This window comes from Tranquillimonas alkanivorans, assembly GCF_900115595.1.
GTDB classification, from domain to species: domain Bacteria; phylum Pseudomonadota; class Alphaproteobacteria; order Rhodobacterales; family Rhodobacteraceae; genus Tranquillimonas; species Tranquillimonas alkanivorans.
The window spans coordinates 62,566-63,756 of the sequence record NZ_FOXA01000014.1; the positions used below are offsets into that span (position 1 = coordinate 62,566).

At 63.6% G+C, this 1,191-nt stretch carries 2 protein-coding genes; both read right to left on the bottom strand.

Features of this window, described 5'->3' with window-relative positions:
• Nucleotides 1–51 precede the first annotated feature (51 nt).
• Nucleotides 52–474: a disulfide bond formation protein B gene (locus BM162_RS15905; RefSeq protein ID WP_093424100.1), complete on the bottom strand. Its 423-nt coding sequence runs from the start codon at nt 472–474 to the stop codon at nt 52–54.
• A complete protein-coding gene (locus BM162_RS15910; RefSeq protein WP_093424103.1) occupies nt 471–1,076 on the bottom strand; it encodes an SCO family protein in 606 nt (201 codons plus the stop codon). The genes BM162_RS15905 and BM162_RS15910 overlap by 4 nt, the downstream gene beginning before the upstream one ends.
• Between the last annotated feature and the right edge of the window lie 115 nt (nt 1,077–1,191).

Consider the following 1,191-nt stretch of genomic DNA (forward strand, 5'->3'; position numbering starts at 1 on the left):
ATCCGGCGAGCGCGAACGCTAAAAAGGAGAGGATCAGGAAACGGCGGGTCATTATTTCGACTCCTGCAACGAGGCGGCTGAGAGGATGGCGATGAGGCCGAAGGCGATGAGCGAGAGCAGCGGGATCGGCGCACCGAGGATGATCTGGGCTTCGTCGGTGCAGGACGGACCGGCTGCCGAACAGGGCTGCACTCGCTCGGGGAGGAAACCCGTGTAGAGGCCCAAGTGCCAGATCGCGACAGCGCCCCCGGCGAGCGCGAGGCCCACGCCGTAGCGGCCGACCCGACCGTCCTGGCACCAGAGGCCGAGACCCAGCACGACAACCAGCGGGAACATGAACGCGCGCTGGAACCAGCACAGGACGCAAGGCGCCTGGCCCAAAACTTCACCAACGAACAGAACGCTTAGCGACGCCACAAGCGCAACGACCCATGCGGCCGAAAGCGCCGCCTCACCGGAAAGCTTCAGCCTCATGAGGAGATCCGTTCCCGCAGATCTGCAAGGATTTCCTCTGCCGGCGTACCGTACTGCCACGATGTGACGTATCCGCCGTCGGGCCCGAACAGGAAGAGCTGCGACGAATGCCCCATCGTGTAGTCGCCGGGCGCGGCAGCCTCCTCGACTTTCTCGTAGTAGATGTAGAAGTTTTCCGCCGTCCGGGCGGTCTGCTCGGGGGTTCCGGTCAAGCCGATGATGCCGGCGTCGAAGCGCGGAACGAAGTTCGCGAGAACCTCCGGCGTGTCGCGCTCCGGATCGACCGTGATGAAGAGCGGCTGGACCTTCTCCTTGTCCGGGCCGAGACCGTCCATAACGGCGGCGACTTCAGAGAGCGTCGTCGGGCAGACGTCCGGGCAGTTCGCGAAGCCGAAGAAGATCAGCTTCCACTGGCCAGCGAAATCCTCCTCCGTCATGAACATCCCCGTGTGTGCGGTCAGGTCGAAGTCGGCATAGAAGGGCGCTTCGCCCTCCGTGTCGCCGGGGCTTTCGGAGAAGTATCCCGCCCAGAGCAGTCCCCACCCGAGTGCAAGTGCCGCGGCCACCGCAAGCACCCATGGAATTTTCACGGAAGATGTCATCGTCGTGTTCGTCGCTCGCCGCTTGAGGCTCCTGCTCGTAGGGGCGTCTACAACCTCCACCTGCTTTAGGTTCAACACATTTTCCTCAATCGGCGAGGCTGGTCACGGCCCTGTG

What these genes read in the sequence shown, in the direction of transcription:
- BM162_RS15910 (WP_093424103.1), bottom strand. Translation starts at nt 1,076, where the DNA reads ATGACATCTTCCGTGAAAATTCCATGGGTGCTTGCGGTGGCCGCGGCA.
- BM162_RS15905 (WP_093424100.1), bottom strand. Translation starts at nt 474, where the DNA reads ATGAGGCTGAAGCTTTCCGGTGAGGCGGCGCTTTCGGCCGCATGGGTC.